Source organism: Planctopirus hydrillae, assembly GCF_001707835.1.
Taxonomy (GTDB): domain Bacteria; phylum Planctomycetota; class Planctomycetia; order Planctomycetales; family Planctomycetaceae; genus Planctopirus; species Planctopirus hydrillae.
The window spans coordinates 1-312 of the sequence record NZ_LYDR01000139.1; the positions used below are offsets into that span (position 1 = coordinate 1).

1 pseudogene is annotated in these 312 nt (G+C 62.2%); it reads left to right on the forward strand.

The annotated features are described in order from the left end of the window. A pseudogene (locus tag A6X21_RS24780) lies at nt 1-312 on the forward strand (hypothetical protein); the annotation flags it as partial.

Here is a 312-nt window from a genome sequence, read left to right on the forward strand (position 1 = left end):
AAAAACCAACCGGCCCTCACCCAAGCGGCGGTGGACTCGGCGGCGAGCAACGTCGCTGCGCAGGAAAAAGCCCTTGACGCGCTCGTCCACGTGACGCAGCCGAACACGGTCACGGCGGTAAAAAATGGCGTCACCGACGCCGAAAACAATCTCCGCAACGCCCAGTACGAGCTCGACCGCCGAAAGGGCCTGCTCGAAAAGGGCTACTCCTCTTCACGGGACGTGGAGACGGCGCAGTTACAGGTCGAACTCGCCCAAAGCCGCTTGGCCGAGGCAAAAGACCGACAGAAGCGACTGGCCGAGGAACAGAGA